21 protein-coding genes are annotated in these 19072 nt (G+C 47.0%); 11 read left to right on the forward strand and 10 right to left on the reverse strand.

Annotated elements, in window-relative coordinates:
* Positions 1–45: 45 nt before the first annotated feature.
* Both DLM76_RS09225 and DLM76_RS09230 read left to right on the forward strand, forming a co-directional pair.
* On the forward strand, positions 46–282 hold the full coding sequence (locus tag DLM76_RS09225) for an STAS domain-containing protein (RefSeq protein ID WP_240009098.1): 237 nt from the start codon (positions 46–48) through the stop codon (positions 280–282).
* Between the two features lie 11 nt (positions 283–293).
* The gene (locus tag DLM76_RS09230) at positions 294–1166 is read left to right on the forward strand and encodes a CheR family methyltransferase (protein ID WP_118955611.1); all 873 of its coding nucleotides are present in this window, start codon (positions 294–296) and stop codon (positions 1164–1166) included.
* Between the two features lie 186 nt (positions 1167–1352).
* Here the strand turns inward: DLM76_RS09230 and DLM76_RS09235 are convergent, their stop codons facing one another.
* Complete coding sequence (locus tag DLM76_RS09235; RefSeq protein ID WP_118955610.1) at positions 1353–1871, reverse strand: HIT family protein; 519 nt, start codon at positions 1869–1871, stop codon at positions 1353–1355.
* 84 nt (positions 1872–1955) lie between these two features.
* Between DLM76_RS09235 and rsmH the strand changes: the two genes are divergently transcribed.
* From rsmH to murC, 7 genes are all read left to right on the forward strand, one after another.
* Entirely contained in the window at positions 1956–2912 is a 957-nt protein-coding gene (gene rsmH / locus DLM76_RS09240) for a 16S rRNA (cytosine(1402)-N(4))-methyltransferase RsmH (protein ID WP_118955667.1), read from the forward strand.
* A gap of 1 nt (position 2913) precedes the next feature.
* On the forward strand, positions 2914–3276 hold the full coding sequence (locus tag DLM76_RS09245) for a hypothetical protein (RefSeq protein ID WP_118955609.1): 363 nt from the start codon (positions 2914–2916) through the stop codon (positions 3274–3276).
* Entirely contained in the window at positions 3245–4864 is a 1620-nt protein-coding gene (locus tag DLM76_RS09250) for a UDP-N-acetylmuramoyl-L-alanyl-D-glutamate--2,6-diaminopimelate ligase (RefSeq protein WP_118965026.1), read from the forward strand. The genes DLM76_RS09245 and DLM76_RS09250 overlap by 32 nt, the downstream gene beginning before the upstream one ends.
* A 56-nt stretch (positions 4865–4920) precedes the next feature.
* Positions 4921–6033 (forward strand): phospho-N-acetylmuramoyl-pentapeptide-transferase, encoded by a 1113-nt coding sequence (gene mraY / locus DLM76_RS09255; protein WP_118965027.1) that lies wholly within the window; start codon positions 4921–4923, stop codon positions 6031–6033.
* Positions 6030–7184, forward strand: coding sequence for an FtsW/RodA/SpoVE family cell cycle protein (locus tag DLM76_RS09260; protein WP_118955606.1), 1155 nt, complete (start codon positions 6030–6032; stop codon positions 7182–7184). Before mraY ends, DLM76_RS09260 begins: the two co-directional genes overlap by 4 nt.
* A complete protein-coding gene (locus tag DLM76_RS09265) occupies positions 7181–8257 on the forward strand; it encodes a UDP-N-acetylglucosamine--N-acetylmuramyl-(pentapeptide) pyrophosphoryl-undecaprenol N-acetylglucosamine transferase (protein WP_118955605.1) in 1077 nt (358 codons plus the stop codon). The genes DLM76_RS09260 and DLM76_RS09265 overlap by 4 nt, the downstream gene beginning before the upstream one ends.
* 62 nt (positions 8258–8319) lie before the next feature.
* Positions 8320–9690: a UDP-N-acetylmuramate--L-alanine ligase gene (murC, locus tag DLM76_RS09270; RefSeq protein ID WP_429946416.1), complete on the forward strand. Its 1371-nt coding sequence runs from the start codon at positions 8320–8322 to the stop codon at positions 9688–9690.
* A gap of 52 nt (positions 9691–9742) precedes the next feature.
* Here the strand turns inward: murC and DLM76_RS09275 are convergent, their stop codons facing one another.
* Positions 9743–10564 (reverse strand): thioredoxin fold domain-containing protein, encoded by an 822-nt coding sequence (locus tag DLM76_RS09275; RefSeq protein ID WP_118965029.1) that lies wholly within the window; start codon positions 10562–10564, stop codon positions 9743–9745.
* Between the two features lie 131 nt (positions 10565–10695).
* Here DLM76_RS09275 and hisE point away from each other — a divergent pair, with 131 nt between their 5' ends.
* Positions 10696–10974, forward strand: a complete 279-nt coding sequence (hisE, locus tag DLM76_RS09280; protein WP_118955602.1) for a phosphoribosyl-ATP diphosphatase — start codon at positions 10696–10698, stop codon at positions 10972–10974.
* A 2-nt stretch (positions 10975–10976) separates the two neighbouring features.
* A complete protein-coding gene (locus DLM76_RS09285) occupies positions 10977–12905 on the forward strand; it encodes a hypothetical protein (protein WP_118965030.1) in 1929 nt (642 codons plus the stop codon).
* 4 nt (positions 12906–12909) lie between these two features.
* On the opposite strand, the gene DLM76_RS09290 is transcribed toward DLM76_RS09285, so the two are convergent.
* The 8 genes from DLM76_RS09290 to DLM76_RS09325 form a co-directional block, all read right to left on the reverse strand.
* Positions 12910–13563: a hypothetical protein gene (locus tag DLM76_RS09290; protein WP_241548214.1), complete on the reverse strand. Its 654-nt coding sequence runs from the start codon at positions 13561–13563 to the stop codon at positions 12910–12912.
* Positions 13564–13622: 59 nt separating this feature from the next.
* Positions 13623–14036, reverse strand: a complete 414-nt coding sequence (locus tag DLM76_RS09295) for a zinc ribbon domain-containing protein (protein ID WP_118965031.1) — start codon at positions 14034–14036, stop codon at positions 13623–13625.
* Positions 14036–14623 (reverse strand): cytochrome c-type biogenesis protein CcmH, encoded by a 588-nt coding sequence (locus DLM76_RS09300; RefSeq protein WP_118965032.1) that lies wholly within the window; start codon positions 14621–14623, stop codon positions 14036–14038. Before DLM76_RS09300 ends, DLM76_RS09295 begins: the two co-directional genes overlap by 1 nt.
* Positions 14620–16809 carry a heme lyase CcmF/NrfE family subunit gene (locus tag DLM76_RS09305; RefSeq protein WP_118955598.1) on the reverse strand — a complete coding sequence of 730 codons (2190 nt, stop codon included), beginning with the start codon at positions 16807–16809 and terminating at the stop codon, positions 14620–14622. The genes DLM76_RS09300 and DLM76_RS09305 overlap by 4 nt, the downstream gene beginning before the upstream one ends.
* 21 nt (positions 16810–16830) lie before the next feature.
* The gene (locus tag DLM76_RS09310) at positions 16831–17226 is read right to left on the reverse strand and encodes a cytochrome c maturation protein CcmE domain-containing protein (protein WP_118955597.1); all 396 of its coding nucleotides are present in this window, start codon (positions 17224–17226) and stop codon (positions 16831–16833) included.
* A 101-nt stretch (positions 17227–17327) separates the two neighbouring features.
* The gene (locus tag DLM76_RS09315) at positions 17328–18098 is read right to left on the reverse strand and encodes a YdcF family protein (protein WP_118955596.1); all 771 of its coding nucleotides are present in this window, start codon (positions 18096–18098) and stop codon (positions 17328–17330) included.
* 57 nt (positions 18099–18155) lie between these two features.
* The gene (locus tag DLM76_RS09320; protein WP_118955595.1) at positions 18156–18335 is read right to left on the reverse strand and encodes a tautomerase family protein; all 180 of its coding nucleotides are present in this window, start codon (positions 18333–18335) and stop codon (positions 18156–18158) included.
* Positions 18336–18660: 325 nt separating this feature from the next.
* Positions 18661–19062, reverse strand: a complete 402-nt coding sequence (locus tag DLM76_RS09325; RefSeq protein ID WP_118965033.1) for a hypothetical protein — start codon at positions 19060–19062, stop codon at positions 18661–18663.
* Positions 19063–19072: the final 10 nt, after the last annotated feature.

Below are 19072 nucleotides of genomic sequence, written 5' to 3' on the forward strand. Positions count from 1 at the left end.
TTCAACGAGAAAGTTACTATCTCTCTGAAATTGAACGACCTAACTATGGAATATGAGGACCTGCGTAATTATCTGAATTCTTATCTTGAAACGAATCCGACCTCCGTCGTCTTGGATTTTTCCCAAATCGAAGTGATCTCTTCCGTTGCTCTCGGCACTCTGGTGGGATTTACCAATCGCGTGCGCGGTCTTGGAATCGCAGTGGAAGCGATCAACGTTTCTCCGCGTCTGAAGCAGATTCTAAGACTTGTATCTCTTGACAGAGTTTTCGGCTCTTTATAAACCATCATACTATGACAGAAAGCCAATTCGGCATGACTACGATTTCCGACGAGGAATTTCAATTCATCAAATCTCTTATGTATAAAGAGACCGGAATCTTTCTCGCGGATCATAAAAAAATCATGGTTCAATCCCGTTTGAACGGAAGGGCCAGACATTTCGGTTTAAAGACGGTTTCGGAATACATCGGAAGACTCCGGGCCGATCACGGTTTTTTTAAGAGCGAACTGACCGAACTCATCAATCGGATCACGACCAACAAGACCGATTTCTTTCGGGAGAATCATCACTTTGAATTTTTGAAATCCACATTCTTTCCTTCCGTGGAAGAGAAGGCATCCAAGAACGGGAAAAAAACCTTGAGAATCTGGTCTAGCGCGTGTTCGACGGGAGAAGAACCGTATACGATCGCGATCACATGTCTCGAATACTTCGCATTTAAACCCGGATGGGACATCAAGATCTACGCTTCGGACATCGATACGAACGTCATCAATACCGCGAAGGAAGGAATCTACAGAGAGGATCGTCTTCAACCCGTGGACGAAAAACTCAAAAACAAATACTTCATCAAACACAAGGACCCGGATCGAGGCGAGCTCACGTATCAGGCCAAACCGGAACTCAAGGCTTTGATCGATTTTAGAAAGGTCAATCTTTTGGAAACCCCGTATCCTATTTCCGAAAAGATGGACTGCGTATTTTGCAGAAACGTAATCATCTACTTCGATAAGCAGACTCAGAAAAAGATTTTCGAGAATTTTGAAAAGGTCTTAAAGGACCGCGGACTTCTCGTGATCGGTCATTCGGAGACCTTGTTCGGAATTTCGGAAAGTTATAAGTTTCTCGGGCACACGATCTATCAGAAAAAGCCGGTTATTTGAACTACGGGAATTCGGGTAAGAATTGTCGGAGTTCCGACAAACAACGACGAACAAATTCTGTTTGACTCTATGCTATTTTTCTGATATAGGAAATTTGCACAAGACTTCCCGCAAACCCACCTCCACCACCCTAACTCGGGTGGGGGCGTTTCACGGTCAAATCGTCGGAAGTCCGACAAAATTTCCCTATTTGAATTCTTTCCAGATTCGAATCCATTCTTTCTGCATCTCGAACGGTTCGTAGATTACAATTCTTGAATTTGCTAATACGTCCAAAAACCCGGCCTCGTTCGGAAAGCGAGGAACGATATGTTCGTGGATATGAGGAATCGATCCGCCTGAATTCTTCCCTAAATTATAACCGAGATTGAAACCCTGAACGTTCCAAAGTTTTTTCAAAATGGAAATCGCTTTCACCGTTCCTTCGTGAATCTCAAGGGCTTCTTCTCGGGTGAGTTCTTCGTAGGAAAGAATATGACGTTTCGGAAAGAGGATGAGATGTCCGGGATTGTATGGATATAAGTTCACGGAAACTACGGTGAGTTCCGTTTCGGAAACGATCAGGTTCGGAACCTCGGGATCGTTTCTGCAAATTCCGCAAAGGATACAATCCACTTCGGGTCTTTTTCCTCGGGCGTAATCCAGCTTATGAATTGAAAAAAGATTTTTACGAGGTTCGTCCCATTGCGAATTCGATTCTTCCATTGACCCCAGAATAATTCCGAGCCGATCCGTGTCAAAAGAGAATCTCCTTGCAGGACCGACTGTTTGGAAAAGAATGGAAACAGTTTGGAACCGGTTCATTATTCAGTTCAGGGAAAGGAGATCCTTCAAATCTTTGCGGAGAATTTCTCCAAAGAAGATCCCGTGTTGTTCTTAGATGGAACAGCGGGAGAAGGCGGACATAGCCTTTTGTTCTTAAAGGAATTCCCCAATTCCAAAGTGATTCTTTGCGACCGCGATCCTGTGATGTTGTCCCGAGCGATGGCACGCATCGACGAGTTCAAGAGCAGAGTCATTCCGATCGAAACGAACTTCTCCGAAATCGATTCTTCCCTTTTGCAATCGCACGGAGTCGCGGAAGCTCCTCAGGGAATTCTTTTGGATCTCGGGATTTCCACGTTTCATCTTTTCCATTCGGGAAGAGGTTTCAGTTTTCGGGAAGCAGAGCCCTTGGATATGCGTTTGTCTCCGAGCGCGGGGCTCAGCGCGGAAGACGTTCTCAATACGTATTCCAAAGACAAACTCATGCACATCTTTTATACCTATGGAGAAGAGCGCTGGTCCAAAAAAATCGCCGAGGTGATCGTCGATCGAAGAAAGCAGAATTCGATCTCATCTACTTCCGAACTCGCCGATCTCGTTTCCAAAATCATACCGCGCAAGTTTTGGCCCCCGGGAAGACATCCGGCGACTCGGATCTTTCAAGCGCTTCGGATCGAAGTCAATCAAGAACTCGCTCATATCGAAAAGGGACTCGATTCCCTTCTCCATCTTCTGCGCCTCGGCGGCGTGATCCAAGTCATCTCGTTTCATTCTCTCGAAGATCGAATCGTAAAGAACGCGTTTCGCGATTATGCGAAACAAAACGGATTTACACTGCTTACTAAAAAACCGATTCTTCCTTCCGAAGAGGAGACAAAGGAGAATCCCGCTTCCCGTTCGGCAAAATTGAGAGTGCTCCGAAAAACGAAATCGGTCGATAAGAAATATAGAAAGGAAGATTTCGAGGAAGAGGAAGAATAGAATGTCGTCGCTTTCCGCGTTTTTCAGCCGACCCGTTTGGAAGGATCTCGGGATTTTATTTTGGAACCTGGGAAAGGTGATTCTATTCTTAAGTTTATTCTTTCTTTACGTTTGGCAGAACGTGCAGGTTGCGAGACTGAACCGCGAGATCGGAATCGCAACGGGTGAAAAGATCAAACAAATCAAAAAAAACGACGACTTAAAGATCGGAGTCGCGACTTATACTTCCGCGAGAAGAATCGAAACTCTTTATCGTAAAACATACAACTATCTTCCCATCACCGTGGGAGATAGAATCATTACATTGAATTTACCTCCTGAAAAGAACGAAGATGAGAATGAAGTTAACCAATCTTCTCCATGAATTTCCCGAACTCAAACTGAAGTCTCTTTCTCCCGGAAAGAGCGCCGATTCGATCGAAGTCGAATACATTCAATCCGACTCGAGAAGAACGAACGAAAACGATATCTTCTGCGTTTCCGATTCGATCGGTTTAAAAAGGGAAGAATTTATTGCGAACACGAAGGCTTCTTTGATTTTAGTGCGCGCGGGTTCGAGCGCGGCCGCAAACTCGGGAAATGAAACTTCGAACACGACGGCTTCGCAGGGCGGAAATTCCGCTTCTCATTCGATAAACGAAGGTTTTTCCGCCGCTTTCAAGATTCCTTCTTCCAAAACCGTTTTGGAATGCGAAGACGATCCGGAACAACTTCAAGGACGAATCGCTTCTTTTCTGCTCGGTCATCCTTCTCGCGATTTGGAAATCGTCGCCGTTACGGGAACGAACGGAAAAACCTCCCTGACCAATATTCTCTTCGCATTAGCAAAAGATCAGGGAAGAATCTGCGGCCTCATAGGAACGATCGGAGTCAAATTCGGTGATCGACTGATCGACACGGGTTATACGACGCCGGACGCTTCCTCCTTAAACCTCATTCTCAAACAGATGAAGGACGAGGGTGTGAACACCGTCTTTATGGAAGCGAGTTCTCACGGCTTGAAGCTCGGGAGAATCGGCGGAATTTCCCTGAAGGCGGGGGTGTTCACCAATCTCACTCAGGATCATCTCGATTTCCATCCGAGCATGGAAGATTATTTTGAAAGCAAGTTTCGTCTTTTCGAGATCCTGGACGTTTCGAAATCTCCGTTTGCGGTTTTGGACTTCGCTTCTCCCGGAGGAAAGGAACTCTATCGGAAACTTCTAAACAGATTGCCGGGTTTGTCCGTGAGCGCGTTAGACGGAACAGCAAGCGAATGGCAGGTCGCGAACGCTTCTCTCACTCTGCAAGGAACTTCATACGATTTGAGTTTGCCGGACGACGGGAACGCGCAGGCAGGCGATCGTTCCTGCACGATTCGAACGAATCTATTGGGTTCGTTTAACGTTCGGAATACCGCACTTGCGTTTATTACGGGCGCGCGTTTGGGTTGGGATCGCCAGAAGATGCTTTCTTCTTTGGAAAGAATTCCTCAGATTCCCGGACGGTTTCAGATCGTTTACAGCAAGGACCGTTCGCGGATGGCGGTTGTGGACTACGCGCATACGCCGGACGCTCTTGAAAATATAATCTCCAGTGTGAGGGATTCTCGCCCGAAATATTTGATTACGTTGTTCGGCTGCGGAGGCGATCGGGATCGAACCAAACGGCCGAAGATGGCGCGTATCGCGGAAGAACTTTCCGATCAGGTGATTTTGACCTCGGACAACCCGAGAACCGAACAACCCGAGGCGATTTTAGACGAGATTCAAGCCGGCTTTTCGCAAGGGTTTATCCCTCTGTTGCGCGAGGCGGATCGGGCCAAGGCGATCGCGGAAGGCGTGGCGGTTTTACCCGAAGGCGGATGTCTTCTTGTGGCCGGAAAAGGGCACGAGGAATATCAGATCGTCGGCAAAGAAAAACGTCATTTCAGCGACGTGGAAGAAGTTCAAAAAGCGTTCGGCCTTTTTTAGAAATTTTCCGATACAAAAAAAGAACCCTCCGTTTTCTGGAAAACAGGACAGGCAAAATGTTTTATTATCTCTACGATCTTTACTTCAATCATCTCGATTCTCTTAGGATTTTCAGCTACGTCACCTTTCGCGCTTTGATGGCGGGCTTGACCTCCATGCTCGTTACGTTTTGGCTCGGACACAGGGTGATCGACTTTTTATACGGACTCAAGTTCCGCGAATCGGTGCGAGACGACGGTCCCAAAACCCACGAAGCGAAAAAGGGAACTCCCACGATGGGGGGATTGATGATCATCGGATCGCTTCTGCTTTCGGTTCTTCTTTGGGGTAATTTAAAAAATTCGAATATAGTTTTGTTGTCCGTATTTTCCCTTTGTTTTTCGGCCCTCGGTTTTGCGGACGATTACATGAAGTCCGTGAAAAAGATCAAGGGCGGGATGCGCGCGAGAACCAAGTTCGTCCTTTCAATTCTGATTTCGCTCGCGTTTTGTATATTATTCTTTTATTATACGGGTCTGACTCCGGAAGGACATTCGGGTAAGATTCCGTTTCATCTGACGGATCTGTTTTTTCCGTTCGTTAAAGGCCCCGTGATCGCTCTCGGAATTCTCGCGATTCCTTTTTCCATCATCGTCATCATCGGATCTTCTCACGCAGTCAATCTTACGGACGGACTCGACGGACTTGCAACCGGAACCGTCGCGATCTCCGTCGTTACGCTCGGGATCATCGCGTATGTTTCGGGAACTCCAGTCGTTGCGAACTACTTAAACATACCGTATCTTCCCGGCGCGCACGAATATTCCGTATTCTTATCCGCTCTTGCGGGAGCGCTTTTGGGTTTTCTTTGGTTCAACGCGCACCCGGCGCAGGTGTTTATGGGAGACACCGGCTCTTTGTTTTTAGGAGCGACGCTCGGGATGGTCGTGATCCTTTTGAAAAAGGAAATTCTTCTTTTGATCTTGGGAGCGATTTTTGTCAGCGAAGCGTTGTCCGTGATTCTCCAAGTGGGTTCGTTCAAACTGACCGGCAAACGGATCTTTAAGATGGCTCCTTTGCATCATCACTTCGAGTTGGGCGGTTTGAAAGAAACGAAGATCGTGATCCGGTTCTGGATCATCGCGGTCATTCTCGCGATCATCTCCTTGTCCACTTTGAAGATTCAATGATCGATTTTCTCGCAAGAAAGTGGAGGGAGATTTGGCTTCCGGGAAAGAATTCTCTGGACGTCCTTCTGATCGTAACGATCTTTATCCTTCTCTTCACCGGTCTTTGCGTGATGTATTCCTCTTCGAGCATCACGGCTTGGAGGGAGTTTAAGGATTCCGAATATTTTCTAAAGAAGCAGGCGATCTGGTCCTGCATCGGCCTCGTATTCTTTTTTTTCTTCTGCAATTTCCCGTATCAAAAACTCGAAAAACTCGCGTTCGTCGGAATGATCGTAGCGATCTGTCTGCTTGTGTTGGTCTTTATTCCGGGAGTGGGTAAGTCCGTTTCGACGTATTACGGGAGAAACTTCCACAGATGGATCGCGATCGGCCCGTATCAGCTGCAGCCTTCCGAGGTCGCAAAGGTCGCGGTTCTGATTTATCTCGCATCTTTGTTTCAAAAGCTGAAGCTGGAGTCGACGCCCGATTACAAGAAACTTCTGATTCCCACCTTACTGTTGTTAACCGTAATCGTTTTGATTCTTGTGGAGCCCGCGTTCGGAACCACGCTGGAGATTCTTTTCGTAATTTTGGGTTTTATCTTTTTATTCGGATTTCCGTTCCGCAATCTGCTCGTGGTGGGAATCGTTTCTCTTCCCTTGATCTACATTCTGATCGATCGGGTCGGTTATCGGAAAAAGAGGGTGGAAGTGTGGCTGGATCCGTATCGGTATCGTTTCGACGAAGGGCACCAGCTCGTGACTTCCTTTCGCGCGTTTTTGGACGGGGGTTGGTTCGGAAACAAACTCGCAGGCGGTTACGCCCATCGGTATTTAACATACAGTCATACGGACTTCGTACTCGCGACGTTTGTCGAAGATTTCGGTTTTATCGGATTTATGATTTTTATTTTTTTGATCCTTCTCCTTTTGTTTAGAAGTTTTTATCTCGTCCAAAAGGTCAAAGATCCGTTCGGATTTTATTTGGGAGCGGGAATTCTGATCATACTCGGAACCCAGTTCATCATCAATATGTTCGTGGTGACCGGGATCTTTCCGATTACGGGGATCAGTTTGCCGTTTGTGAGTTACGGGGGATCTTCGATTCTCATCGTTTTGATATCTCTTGGAATTCTTGTCAATATTACGCGAAAGGAAAATCTGGGTCTATGAGATCGATCGTAATCGCGGCCGGCGGAACCGGCGGGCATATTTCGCCGGGCGTCGCCCTGGCCGAAGTATTGACCGAAATGAAGGAAAAAATCGGATACGAAAACTTGTATCTGTATTCTCTGGTCCGCAATCGGAACAACCCGGATTTAGAACAGGCCCCTTGTCCCGTTCTATGGCACAACCTTCCACCGCTTTCCAGCAATATTCTTCTGTTTCCGTTCCGTTATACGGTTCAAATACTTAAGACTTTTCTTTTATTTAAAAAATTGAATGTAGACGTAGTGATCGGAATGGGCGGTTACTCGACGGTATCGTCCATTTTATACGGAATTCTCTTTCGTAAAAAAATCTATCTCTGCGAACAGAACACGGTGCCCGGAAACGTGAACCGGTTGTTCTTCCGTTTTGCGAATAAGGCCGCCTTCAGTTTTCCTCCGAAAAATTCGGCGATTCCTTGCGATTATCAAGTTCTCGGAAATCCTCTCCGCAAAAAAACGATTCCGAAAATGTCTTTGAAGTTCTCGGAAAAATACGACACGAAAAAGAAAAAGCAATTCAACGTTCTCGTAATGGGCGGAAGTCAAGGCGCGAGACAGATCAACAATATCGTGGTCGCTCTCATGGGGCACGAGGAAATCAACACCCAATTCCGATTCCGCATGTTAACCGGTTCCGCATTGTACGAAGAAGTCTCCAAAAAGACGAAGAAGGACGCGGAACTGATCTCTTATTCGGACAACATGAAAGAGCACTACGAATGGGCGAACTTCGTGATCGCGCGTTCCGGTTCGGGCGTTCTTTCCGAATGCGCCGCGTTCGCGTTGCCGATGATTCTGATCCCGTATCCGTACGCAAAAGACGATCATCAGATGGCCAACGCGAGATATTTCGAATTGAACGGAGCGGCCGTCGTTCTGGATCAAAAGGACGAGGACGAATCCCATCTTTTTCGGATCTTGGATCAAATGGCAAATAACGTGTCTTTGTTAAACGACATGTCCATCAGTTCGCTTCAGTGTTCCCACGTGGACGCGTCCAAGGACACGGCGAAGTATTTCTTTTCCCTCGATTGAAAATGGATCCGAATACGAAACCGTTTCAAAGACCGTTTTTTTTAGGAATCGGCGGTTCGGGAATGTCTTCGCTCGCGTTTCTGCTTCTGAGCAAAGGACTCAAGGTCGGGGGATACGACGGAAAACATTCCGCGACCGTTGAAAAACTGGTGGAAGCGGGCGCGACCGTGCTCCATAAATCCGATACGCTAAACGTAAACGACTACGACCTCGCCGTGTATTCCTCCGCGATTCGATTGGATTCTCATCCTTTAGTCAAAAAATTTCGAGAACAAGGAATCCCACTTGCGCATCGATCCGAAGTTTTGCATCGGGTCATGTCCGAAAAAAAACAAATCTCGGTCGCGGGTTCCCACGGTAAAACGACGACGACCGCGATGACCGCGTTCTTACTGGAACGATGCGGCATGTCCCCTTCGGTAATGGTCGGCGGAGAAGTCGCTTTTTTAAACGGAAAAGGCGGGGCTTGGGGCAAGGGAGAATGGGGAGTTTTCGAGTCCGACGAATCCGACGGAACATTCAACAATCACTCCGCGGAGATTCGGATTCTCACCAACGTGGACGAGGATCATCTGGATTATTATCAAACGCGCGAGAATCTTTTGACCGCGTTTGCGCGTTATATGGAGCGCGCTTCCGGACGTTTGATCCTGAACCTGGACGATATCGGAATCGTGGATTCTCTTGCGCTGATCGGAGATCATTCTAAGATCCTGGGTTTTTCCAAAGCGGAGAAAAACGATTCGTTTGAAACGACCGCAAAACGTTCTGATTTCGACAAGGGCGCTTCGCGGAAATCCGGCGATGGTTCCGTCAATGTCGCTTATTACTCGATCGATTCGGGGATTCTTTCGTTTCGGTTTCAAGAAAAAGAATATTCGTTTTCCTTAAAGTATCCCGGCGAACACTATCTGAAGAACGCCTTGGCGGCGATTCTCGCGTGTTACGAAGCCGGAGCTTCCCTATCCGAGCTCGTTGCAAAAATTCCGGAATATTCGGGAGTCAGCAGAAGACTGGAATATATGGGAAGCAAAAACGGAATCGAAGTCTACGACGACTACGGACATCACCCGACCGAGATCAAAGCCGTCATTCAATCGATGGAAGGATTGAAAAAGGACGGAAGGGCGGTGATCTTATTCCAACCGCATCGATATACGCGCACGCAAAACTTATACAAAGAATTCGCGGAAAGTTTGGATACGGGAGAAACCGTGTATCTCCTACCGATTTATTCCGCGGGAGAAGATCCGATCGACGGAGTAAAGACGGAACTCATCGCCGACGCGATGAAGGTCCCGCCCAAAATTCTTTCCAAAGAAATCGGAGAAGGAGTCGCCTTGCTCAAGAATTCCTTGAAGCCCGGAGACAAATTCGTAACGCTCGGGGCCGGAAACGTAAGAGACTGGGGAATCGCCTTCTTAAACGAGTAAAGAACGAAGCGCGGCGGCGCCGCGAGACTTGCCGAAGGCGAATCGAACTCGATCAGTTTAACGCGTCGATTCGAATCTGAAGATCTTTCTTCTCCTCTAAATCGGTGGTAAGATCCATAACTTTTTTGTAATCCGCTTTGGCTTCTTCCTTTTGACCTAACTCTTCGTATGCGTTTGCGCGAAAGAAAAGAATGGAGGAAAGATCTCCGCTCGGATATTTTGCAATATACGAATTGAACGTAGCAAGCGCGGATTTGAAGTTTCCCGTTTCTAGATAAGAAATTCCTAAATTGAATAATGCGTCGTGTTTTTTATCGACATTCTTCGTTTCGTTCGAATCGAGAGACTTTTGAAAAAACTGAATCGCCTTCGTGTATTCTCTCGCTTCGAAATAATAAACCCCGACTTGAAAGTTGGCTTTGATTCCGTTCGGATCCTTTGCCAGCTGATCGAGATATTCTTTTTCCAGGTTTCTCCGCGCGTATGCGTTCCGGAGCAGCTTGAGAATCATCTTCGCGTCCGGCATTCCCGTGATCTTGTCGATCAGGCTTCCGTTCTGATCCAGAAAAAGAATCGATGGATAACCTTTGATTCCGTATTTGCGTTTTAAGTTCGGAAACGTATCTCCGTCTAAGGAAAGCGTTACGAACTTGGAAAGTTCGGCTTGGACTTCCTTTTTGGGATAGATTTCGTTTTTGAGAGTTTTGCAGTAGCCGCACCAATCCGCATAAACGTCGATGAAGATCGGTTTGCCGTTCGTCTTCGCTTTTTCAAAGGCGGTCTTGACGGATTTTTCCCATTGGATCTCGGCCGAGATCGGAAAACAAAAACAGAGGAGCAAAAGGAAAGATGTGCGAAACATTGGATTCTTCATTCTCAATCATAAGACTCTTTCGCGAACGCTTTAGCCAGCGTTTTCTTTTGGGAGAATCCTAAAAATACGGTTGTCGGCGGAGCGGAGGCCCGGAAAACTAGGGGCAGATTTTGGAAAGGAAACCTGGGTTCATGGAATTTTTATTACAGTTGGAAAGCATACTCAAAAAAAGAAAACAGGATCTTCCCGATAAATCGTACACCGCGGATCTGTTCCGAGGCGGAGTCGATCGGATTCTCAAAAAAGTGGGGGAAGAGGCCGGAGAGGTCATCATCGCCGCTAAGAATTCGGATAAGAAAGAACTCACGCACGAAGCCGCGGATCTTCTTTTTCATCTTCAGGTTCTGCTCGTGGAACAAGGACTTTCTCTTCAGGACATCGTGGAAGAACTTCGCAAACGTCATTCTTAAAAATGAATCTTCCGGAAATCGACTTTCGCAAGAGAATTTCCGGAAATACGATTCTCTTTCTTTTCGTTCTTAGCCTTTATACCTTTCTCTTTTATCACGGCGCTTGGTTGAGCGACGATTCGTTCATTACGTTCCGAGTAGTCGATAACTTCTTGAACGGTTTCGGACTTCGTTGGAATCCTTTGGAACGCGTTCAGGTTTATACGCATCCTCTTTGGTTTTTTCTGTTGATTCCGATTCAAGCCGTCGTTGGCGATATCGATCTTACGGGCTACTTGTTGTCCTATGTCTGCGGCGTTCTTTTTTTGTCCGTGTATTGGTTTGTTTTTACGAGATGCAAACGAGGAATTTTAGGGGCTGCGATCGGAATCGGAATCCTTTTCTCTTCTCGAATTTTCGTGGATTACAATTCTTCCGGTTTGGAAAATCCGTTGTCGTTTTTGCTCCTTCTGTTGTTTCAGATTAAATTTTATACGATCTATGCGGATCGGAAGTTCGCGGTCTTGCGGAATACGAATCCCGAATCGATCCGATCGCAAAGCGCGTCTTTGCCGGACGTTTCGTTTCGATCGAATGTAGGAACGGAAACTCCAGCCGAGTCTGCGGCGGATTCGAACTCGATCAAAACCGATTCCTTCGAGATCGGGTTGTTGACCGGCTTGCTTGCGTTGACGCGGTTGGATCTGCTTCTCTTTTTGATTCTTCCCTGGTTCCTTCTTTTCGGGAGAATGTTTCGAGGCCGCCGTATTTCATTTTTAGTATATTCCGTTTTCGGAATGCTACCCTGGATTGCGTATTCGATTTTTTCTTGGATTTACTTCGGCTCGTTTTTTCCGAATACGTTTTACGCGAAGACGAACGTTTTGTCGAACTTTATGGAAAAAATCGCCGCTGGATGGGATTATCTTAGAATCAGTTTGAAATGGGACCCGATCGCCGGAATCGTTTTTGCCGTTCACTTGTTTTGGATCGCGGTCGATCCGATCTTGAATCGGTTATCCCGTTTTATTTCGTTTAACAAAAAGGATTGGGCTCCCGAATGGAACCGTCAAGAAAGAGGAATTTTGGCGATCGCATTCGGTGAAATTGCGGTCGTGTTCGTTTATCTCCTGTGGGTCGGCGGAGATTTTATGGCCGGAAGATTTTTGGGAACCTGTTTGATCGTTTCCTTGTTTGCTCAGAGTCTTGTTTGGTTGCCGCGTATCGCGGGTACGAATCGGAAGAACGTAAAAATCATCGGGACGATCGCGGCTTTGATCGGCGTTTATTTTTTATCGGCTCCGACTTCTCCGTTGCAATATGCGTTTCGCCGCTCTCCGGTCCGGGTTGAAAAGGGCGTTGTGGACGAACGCGCTTCGTATCAAGACAATGTTTCTTTGAAAGGGAGATTGCACGGAATGAAATCCGATTCCCATCCTTGGGCGCAGTATGCGATCGGAATTGCGCGTTCCAATGCACAAACCGATTCTCAGGAAATGCAAAGGGTGCAGATCACGACCAACGTCGGTTTAGCGGGATATTACGGCGGCCCGGGTATTCACTGGATCGATCTTTTGGGAATCACCGATCCGTTTTTGGCGCGTTTGCCGGGGAAGGGATTTCCCGGACATTACATCCGTTTATTGCCGCAAGGATATAAGGAATACATCGAGGAAACGGCCGCTTCTTTGCCGAACGCGGAGCTTGACCGATTGTATTACGAAGTTCGTTTGTTAAGCGAAGAGGATCTTTGGACAAAGGAACGTTGGAAGACGATCTTCGATTTCGCCTTATTCGGAAAAGGAAATTTTAAAACGAGATTCCCGGCCGGCTTTTCTTATCCGTTCGTATTGGAATCGTATCGAAAAACCTTATATGGAATTCCGTTTTCGAAGACGAACGACGAGGAACTGAACAAGCGCCTCTTCGGGGAATATTTCGGAACTCGCTAAAACCCTAATATTCAAAACGAAGAATGGACTTGGCGGGCGTCACGACCTGAAAGTAATTCTTATTCTGCGGTTTTTGATTCAAAGAATCCTTCGGAAAACGGACCAGAAAACGATAGACGTGTTCGGTGTCAGCGACGACGTCCGAGTCGTATAAAATCGTGCCGGACGGATAAACTCCCGGAGGAACCGTGTGATACGGATAACCGAACGTTCCGTAAACGGGAAGCGCCGAAAAGCGTGAATTCCGGACCCTTGCGGTAAACGTTTGGACGTAATAGCTCCAAGTTTTTTCGGCCGTTTTCTCGTTTAAGGAAAATTGAAAGTCCAAAAATTCCGGCAATACTCTGGTTTCGGGTACGATCTGAAACAGGATATAAATTCCTTCGGAGCCGTTTAAGCCGCCGACTTCTTTCCAGCGTTCGACTCGATCTTTCGGAACTCTCGAAGCGAGTTCGTTTTTCAAATCCTTTCGGATCTCTTCCAGGTCTTCCGTTTCCACCTTGGAAGCGGAAACGTAAAAACCCGCGCCGTAATACGGAAGTTCGGATAAACGATTGGGTTCGCCCTGAAGTTTGAGATTCTTGCCGGCGCATCCCGGAAAAAGGGCCGAAATACATAAGAATATTATAAAAAACGAAACTGTTTTCGATCTTTCCATCGTTCGATCCGTTAAAATCCGTTTCGGTAATTCCGGCATTCGGCGATCGTCGTTTTTGGTCAGACGATCAGTTTTGTACCGCACGAAGGACAAAATTTCGCTCCGTAGATTTCGATTTTAAAGCCGCATTCATGACAGTATTTCGGAAGAATTTCCCCCGTATTCGGGGCCGTAACAGCCTGAGGTTTCGGAATGCTCTGCGCGATCGTACGGATCTTTTCGTCGAAGTCTTCCAGATCTTTGACGATCCCGGAAGAGATCGTTTGAAATTCCGCCTCCGTCAATTTTCCCGTATCGAACTCTATCTTGATGTCTCGTAAGTTTTCGAGAATCACTTCTCTCCGATTGATGAGTTCGAGTTTTTCGGATTCGCTTTCGGAAGCCTTTGTATCGATCGCGTATCGGATATAAACGAAGGGCGCCACTACGATCCCGATCAGAACGATGTAAAATGGAATGAGTAAAAGATCCATTATTTCTGTTTTTCCTGTATTTCGGAAAGATATCTTTGAAAAGAATCCTGTCCTTGTTGATCGGCCTTACCGGATTCTACCTTTGCGGAAGAGGCCGGGCTTTTGCGTTTGAAGTATAAGTAGATAAGAAGAAATCCGAGCAAGCCGGCGAAAATCAAACTCAGGTTGATCCAAGTGGAATCGGGGGTCGCAAGAATATTCTCGCCGAATCCGAACACGACCGAGTTCGCCATTCCGGTGTTGCCCGCTTCCACGAATTTTTGAATGACCGGATCGGTAAGAGCTTCCTCACCGAAACCGTTGACCATCTTGTGAACGATCAGATCCGCGGTTTCTCCCTTTTGAATCCTGTTTTCGATGAACAGTTTCAGTTTTGCGGAAACGGTGCAATTGTTAAACGAACAACTTTTGATCGCGATCGAAGGAATACAGATACAGCGGATTCTGGAAGTAACTTCGTGAAAGGTCCGGATCTGATCCGGTTCCGTCAGATTCGTGTATGTTGAATCCGCAAAGACCGCCGAGGTCGCGGTTAACGAAGCGCCGATCGCAAGGAGAATTAGAATCTTGGAATATACGAGTTTCATGATCTGGATTCTCCGATGGGAAGAAGAATCAAAAGCCCGGACAAAAAGAACAGAATCGAACCGGCCCAGATGAATTTTACGAGCGGATTCACCCAGACTTCGAGATTGGCTACGATCTGTCTCGGGAAACGATTGAAATTCTCCAGTTTGCGTACCGGTTGATTCTCGCTCGTGAACAGATAATTCATAAACAAAAGAGGAAGATCGGGATTCTCATCCGAAAGATCGGAATGTTCGATGGCGCCGAGCTGGATGTACAAATCCTCCTTCGGCGTGGAAGTGATCGAAGGTTCGCTTGTGGGAATATGGGTTTCAAAGTCCCCGCTCAAATGCGAGATCTGCGGATAAAACCTTCGTTCCGTTACCATCGTGGAAAATTCTTTCAGGTGACGTTTGACTTGAAACGTCGCTTCGTGAGAAACGATCACGTTCTGGATGTTCAATCCGTTCTTCGCGTCCCCGTTTACGAGAGGTTTGATCTTAAGCGTGTTCGCGGAAATCTGATAGTTCCCGAGAACTCCCGTATCCTGACTCGAATACACGATCTCGTTCTTTTCCGGCGCGTTCAAAAAGTAGAAAAACTTAATGGACGTGTTTTGTTTGAACGCGTTTCCCGCAAAACCGATGAACAAGATCACCATCGCCAAGTGAACGAGATACCCTCCGTATCTTCTTTTGTTTTTGAGAAGCATACGAAAGCCCGCAAAGAAATAATTTTCTCCGGGATACGACGCCTTGCGTGCGGTGATTCCCCGATGATATTCCTGTGCGATTCCAGCGATCGTAAAAATTCCGAGACCGACCGCGATCACCGAATAGACTTCGCCCAACACATCTCCGAGGCTGTAATCGCTGATCGTAAAATTCTGCGAATAAAAAAGAATGTATGCACCCGCTCCGGCGATTCCGACTAACAGCGGTTTGAAGAGAGTGGAAAAGAAAATCTTGTCCGCTCCCTTTCTCCACGCAAGAAGAGGAGCCGAACCCATAAGCAGAATCAAAAGGATTCCGGACGGAACTCCCCAAGAGTTGAACCAAGGCGCCTTGAATTCTCTTCCATACAAAAGAGGGGAGAATACGCCGAGCAGAATCGCGAGTGTAGCGATCACGAGGAGAAAGTTATTAAAAAGAAAACTTCCTTCTTTGGAAGTCATGGCTTCGAGATTGCGTTCCGGCTTGAGAGCGTTTCTGCGGTAGATCAAAAAGCCGAGAAAGAAAACGAAACTGGCTCCGATGTAGATGATAAACGGAGTTCCGATCGTGGATTTGGAAAAGCTATGCGGTCCTTCGAGAACTCCGCTTCGAGTGATCCAAGTTCCCAATAAACAGAAATGGAACGCGAGGATGATCAAAAGCATATTCCAAAATTTTAACATACCTCTCCGTTCCTGAATGATCATGGAATGAAGAAAGGCGGTGGATAACAGCCAAGGCATAAGCGAAGCGTTCTCGACCGGGTCCCAAGCCCAATAACCGCCCCAGCCTAATTCCTCATACGCCCATTTGGAACCGAGTAGAATTCCCGTTCCCAAAAAGAACCAGGAGAAGATCGTCCATCTTCGAACGAAACGAAACCAGTTTTCGGAAAGATGTCCCGTGATCAATGCGGATGCTGCGATCGCAAACGGGATCGCAAAACTCACGTAACCCACATACAGGATCGGCGGATGGATGACCATGGCCCAGTGTTGGAGCAAAGGGTTGAGTCCTCGGCCTGCGACTGCGGCGGGTTGAAATTCACGGAAGGGTTGGGCGTCCGGATAAAAAACGGCGAGATAGGAAAAGAACGCCGCAATTACGGCTAACGTTAGATTCATGATCGGGATTCGATCCTGAACGAGTTCCCTCGTCTGCCAAAGAACGATGAACGTAAACAGGGAAAGAAGAAGATTCCAAAATAGAAGGGAACCGGAGGAGCCGGACCAAATCCCCGTCAGTCTGTAGAACAACGGAAGGTGTTCGTTGGAATGCATGACCACGTAGTAGTTGGAAAGATCGGTTCTGAAAAGTTGAACGAGTAAAACGGTAAAGGCGAGAAGAATGACGGCGGTGTTTGCCATCAACGTGTATCTTCCTAATTCGATCGCTTTTTTGTCCTGTTTCCAGATTCCATAAGAGGTTTGAGCGATCGAAAAAAGAAGGATTGCAAAAGACGTAATGATGCAGAGGGCGCCGAAATCATTCATATTAAAAAATTGGAATCCTTTTTACTTGTTTTCTTCCGAATAATCGGCTTCGTATTTGGAGGCGCATTTCGCTTCCACGTGATCGGAAACGAGAACACCGTCCTTCATGTAACCGTCGACTCTGGCACGGGTTCCTTCCTTAAACGCGTCGGGGAGAAGGGATTCTCCCGTAAAAAAAACGGGGATTTGCTTTTCGTTGAATTCTAAGATGAACTTTGCGGTTTTGCCTTCGCGAACCACGGAGCCGAGTTTCACGAATCCTCTCACTCTCAAAAGATCGTCTTGGTATTTTGCGGGAGAAGCGGCGAGTTCGGAAGCGTCGAGTAAGGTATAGGAAGTTTCCTTAGAGGAGAAGTAAGCGATGGAGCCGAGGGAAACGAGAATGATCCCTGCGAGGACCGTAAATTTGATGTTCATCGTATAAGTTCCGATTTGGTTTCTGTTTTAGACCATGAAATCAGAGCGGATGGACGGAGAAAAGTGGAATTATCCCCGTTTTGTTCCGCACCGATCGAAGTTCAGGAATTCTTGATCTTATGAACGAGAATTCCGATCCATTCCTTGATCGAAATCGTGGAGTTTTCGAGACAGGAAGTGGAGGGAAAAAAGTTGTCCAGGGTCAAAACCGCCTTCTGCGTTCTAAAATCCGTAGGAAAGGGGATGATCGTGATCCCTTTTTCCTGAAAGATTTCCACCGAACGTTTCATATGAAAGGAAGAAGTCACTAGAATGACGGAAGTCCAACCGCGTTCTTTGAGTAGCTCCACCGCAAAACTCTTGTTCTCCGCGGTGTTCCGACTTTTCGATTCCAAAATCAGGGAAGAATCCGGGATTCCCATCTGCTTTAGAAAACGGCCCGCGGGTTCGGACTCGGGAACTTCCTGGTAAAATAAATTACCGGAGCCTCCGGAAAAGAGGATTTTTGGAGCCTTGTGCGCTCTGTAAAGACGGACGGTTTCGGTGAGTCTTTCGGCGGAATTATACAATTCCACGGGTTCGTCGTGAATGCTCAAAGTGGAAACCATACCGCCTAACACGAGTATTACGTCGGCCTTCGGAACTTTTTCCAAAGAAACCGGAGGATAATAGAGTTCCAAAGATCGGATGAGCGTTTGCGAAACCGTGCTCGTGGATAAGATCCAAAGAAATAGGACCGGAATCCAAACGGAGAATTTTTCTTTCCAAGTTCTCAGTCTCGCCCCGACGAACAAAAGAATCAGAAGAACCAAGGATAAAGGAAATAAGACGAGCGTGGCTAATTTGGAAATGGAGAATAAGATCGTGGACATAGATTCGTCCGGGACAAGAAGTCCCGGCTCCTGTTTGTTTAACGAAAGAAGCGGAGATTATTCGAGCAGTTTTCCGCCGACCGCCCAATTTTCTTTTGCGACTTCTTCGATGACGATGTAAGTGACTTCGGGAGGTCTTCCCGCGACTCGATGCAACGTTTCGGAAAACTCTTTAACGATCTCTTCTTTTTGTTTGCGAGTGAGAGGACCTGCGACTTGTAAGTTGACGTAAGGCATGATAAGAAACGGCTCCGTGTGAAATGATATACTTCATTGCGGTAAGCGGAGCGGAAATTGTAAATCGGTTTTTGGATTTCGTCGAGAATGTTCCGACAAGATAATCGTTTTGCGATTGAGAATATACGCTTTTTCTGATAGAGCGGATTTGTCCGGAGTTTTCCCACGAAGTTGAACTCAGCGCCTCGCTCTCTATGGATCGCTCGTCATCACCTCCACCCTGTGGAGCGACCCATAGGAAGCGACACATTGAGTTTCGGGTGGGGGCCGGCTCCTATCACGACAAGGTAGTCGGAACTCCGACAATTCTGCGATCGCGAGAAATTTAAATTCCGTCCGGGGTGAATGCGGCCCGATACACTTCCGGAGGACAAGTCAAATACGAACAAGATTTGGCCTCCGTCGCTTTCGGTGCGTCCGGATCTTCCGAAACTTCCGTGCTTCCTGTCCAAATTCCTTTGGAAGTCAAGTCGGCGCAGGAAACCTTGATCGAGTTCGATTTTTGTCTTCCGGAAGAATAGCCCTGACAGCTCCAAACGGGAATTTCCGTAAAACAAGTGCAGTTGCCTTGAAAGGCCTGCGTGTCCGTGCAATAGACGCAATCCGCTTTCGTTTCGTTGAACGCGCTCGCAAGAAGACGGATCGCCTGATCTCGATCGTATTCTTCCTTGTCCTTTTGACAGAATAAAACCGGAACAATTAAGAATATTAGAATATACTGTTTCATTTTCTTCTTC

This window comes from Leptospira yasudae (assembly GCF_003545925.1).
Taxonomy (GTDB): Bacteria; Spirochaetota; Leptospiria; order Leptospirales; family Leptospiraceae; genus Leptospira; species Leptospira yasudae.

Coding starts and splice junctions, on each gene's coding strand:
- DLM76_RS09225 (WP_240009098.1), top strand. CDS start 46: ATGGAATATGAGGACCTGCGTAATTATCTGAATTCTTATCTTGAAACG.
- DLM76_RS09230 (WP_118955611.1), top strand. CDS start 294: ATGACAGAAAGCCAATTCGGCATGACTACGATTTCCGACGAGGAATTT.
- DLM76_RS09235 (WP_118955610.1), bottom strand. CDS start 1,871: ATGGAAGAATCGAATTCGCAATGGGACGAACCTCGTAAAAATCTTTTT.
- DLM76_RS09245 (WP_118955609.1), top strand. CDS start 2,914: ATGTCGTCGCTTTCCGCGTTTTTCAGCCGACCCGTTTGGAAGGATCTC.
- DLM76_RS09250 (WP_118965026.1), top strand. CDS start 3,245: ATGAGAATGAAGTTAACCAATCTTCTCCATGAATTTCCCGAACTCAAA.
- mraY (WP_118965027.1), top strand. CDS start 4,921: ATGTTTTATTATCTCTACGATCTTTACTTCAATCATCTCGATTCTCTT.
- DLM76_RS09260 (WP_118955606.1), top strand. CDS start 6,030: ATGATCGATTTTCTCGCAAGAAAGTGGAGGGAGATTTGGCTTCCGGGA.
- DLM76_RS09265 (WP_118955605.1), top strand. CDS start 7,181: ATGAGATCGATCGTAATCGCGGCCGGCGGAACCGGCGGGCATATTTCG.
- murC (WP_429946416.1), top strand. CDS start 8,320: ATGTCTTCGCTCGCGTTTCTGCTTCTGAGCAAAGGACTCAAGGTCGGG.
- DLM76_RS09275 (WP_118965029.1), bottom strand. CDS start 10,564: ATGAAGAATCCAATGTTTCGCACATCTTTCCTTTTGCTCCTCTGTTTT.
- hisE (WP_118955602.1), top strand. CDS start 10,696: ATGGAATTTTTATTACAGTTGGAAAGCATACTCAAAAAAAGAAAACAG.
- DLM76_RS09285 (WP_118965030.1), top strand. CDS start 10,977: ATGAATCTTCCGGAAATCGACTTTCGCAAGAGAATTTCCGGAAATACG.
- DLM76_RS09290 (WP_241548214.1), bottom strand. CDS start 13,563: ATGGAAAGATCGAAAACAGTTTCGTTTTTTATAATATTCTTATGTATT.
- DLM76_RS09295 (WP_118965031.1), bottom strand. CDS start 14,036: ATGGATCTTTTACTCATTCCATTTTACATCGTTCTGATCGGGATCGTA.
- DLM76_RS09300 (WP_118965032.1), bottom strand. CDS start 14,623: ATGAAACTCGTATATTCCAAGATTCTAATTCTCCTTGCGATCGGCGCT.
- DLM76_RS09305 (WP_118955598.1), bottom strand. CDS start 16,809: ATGAATGATTTCGGCGCCCTCTGCATCATTACGTCTTTTGCAATCCTT.
- DLM76_RS09310 (WP_118955597.1), bottom strand. CDS start 17,226: ATGAACATCAAATTTACGGTCCTCGCAGGGATCATTCTCGTTTCCCTC.
- DLM76_RS09315 (WP_118955596.1), bottom strand. CDS start 18,098: ATGTCCACGATCTTATTCTCCATTTCCAAATTAGCCACGCTCGTCTTA.
- DLM76_RS09320 (WP_118955595.1), bottom strand. CDS start 18,335: ATGCCTTACGTCAACTTACAAGTCGCAGGTCCTCTCACTCGCAAACAA.
- DLM76_RS09325 (WP_118965033.1), bottom strand. CDS start 19,062: ATGAAACAGTATATTCTAATATTCTTAATTGTTCCGGTTTTATTCTGT.